This is a genomic window from Prolinoborus fasciculus (assembly GCF_056724605.1).
The window spans coordinates 1-1,176 of the sequence record NZ_JBWZQN010000139.1 but is presented as its reverse complement, the minus strand read 5'-3'; the positions used below and the strand labels follow the sequence as shown (position 1 = coordinate 1,176).

Annotated in this window: 2 protein-coding genes; both read right to left on the bottom strand. The window is 38.9% G+C overall.

The window, feature by feature from the left end:
- Positions 1–78 precede the first annotated feature (78 nt).
- Complete coding sequence (locus tag AC1P5O_RS16595) at positions 79–834, bottom strand: hypothetical protein (RefSeq protein WP_138742839.1); 756 nt, start codon at positions 832–834, stop codon at positions 79–81.
- A 5-nt stretch (positions 835–839) separates the two neighbouring features.
- On the bottom strand, positions 840–1,052 hold the full coding sequence (locus tag AC1P5O_RS16590) for an OST-HTH/LOTUS domain-containing protein (RefSeq protein ID WP_499006418.1): 213 nt from the start codon (positions 1,050–1,052) through the stop codon (positions 840–842).
- Positions 1,053–1,176 lie beyond the last annotated feature (124 nt).

Genomic DNA, 1,176 nt, shown 5'->3' with positions numbered 1-1,176 from the left:
CAGTGCACTGGGTTATGTATCGCCTTTTGAGTTTGAAGCAATGTACTATGATAAGATTAATCCGTTAGGTCAGGTGGCCTAACTTAAATAAAAAAGTCTCCGACAAACCCGGTACGGTTCAGTTTGATTTAAAGATTCTGGCATTTTACTGGTAGTTTGAGACAGTGGAATATGTCCTGCCATCAGCTCCACCTTGGCTTGCGGAAATAAGGGTTGCTGATCTGGAAATGCATAACCCAGCGGATAAATCGGTTGGCCTGTCGCTAAATCATATTTATCCGAGGCGCCAAAGGCATGCAGTAATTCATGCACCAAGACAATTTTATTCTGTTCAGTCTGTTGCTTGGATGCAAATAGATTCACCGAACCAATCCGGCCTTTTTGCAAGGCAGTTGAATGCTTTAATTGCTTGGTTTGTACAGGATCATAGTAATTTAAAAATAAAGTCACATTGGCTGAAGGATCTGAACTCTGTTGCTGTTTCCAGGCATAAAACCGGAATTTTAAACTCCATAAAACTGTATTGATGAGTGAAGCCTGCTCAGGGCCTTTGGGCGGTAGAACTTTAAGCTCACGGCCTAAATTAAAATAAAAATAAGTCGGCTGTCCGCGATACTGCTGAGCTGCTTGTTCCAGATATTTCCGTGCTCTATTCAGGTCCTGACTCGACAGTTGCTGGATGTATTGCTGTGTGGTCGGTAATCCATCAGCATTAATCGGATGCAGCAACACAATAATCGGCTTTGACCAGTTCTGGTTTTGATCACGATAGGCATTGACCGCGACAATCAATAAGATGATTAATAAAATCAGAATCCGAATCTTTTTCCACATATCGATTACACACTCTGCTTTTTCATTTTTCTTAAATACATCTGACTCATTTCTATTTTTGTTTCAAATAAATTTAAAGTTTTTATTAATCCTGACAATTTGGCTCTACCATAGTTACGAGAGTCAAAATCAGGCTTTACTGCACTGATATACTGCCCGACCATCCCTAAATTCGCCCATCCATTATCATCGGCATTATCTTTTACAGCTTTATAAATTAACCTGAGTTCGACATAAAAAATAAATAAAAAAAAGCCTTAGCATCTGTAATATCTTGGTTACGAAGACAAAACATTTCAGAGCAAGGCTTTTTCATGGACTATATTACCGAATTATTTTGTA

What these genes read in the sequence shown, in the direction of transcription:
- AC1P5O_RS16595 (WP_138742839.1), bottom strand. Translation starts at nt 834, where the DNA reads ATGTGGAAAAAGATTCGGATTCTGATTTTATTAATCATCTTATTGATT.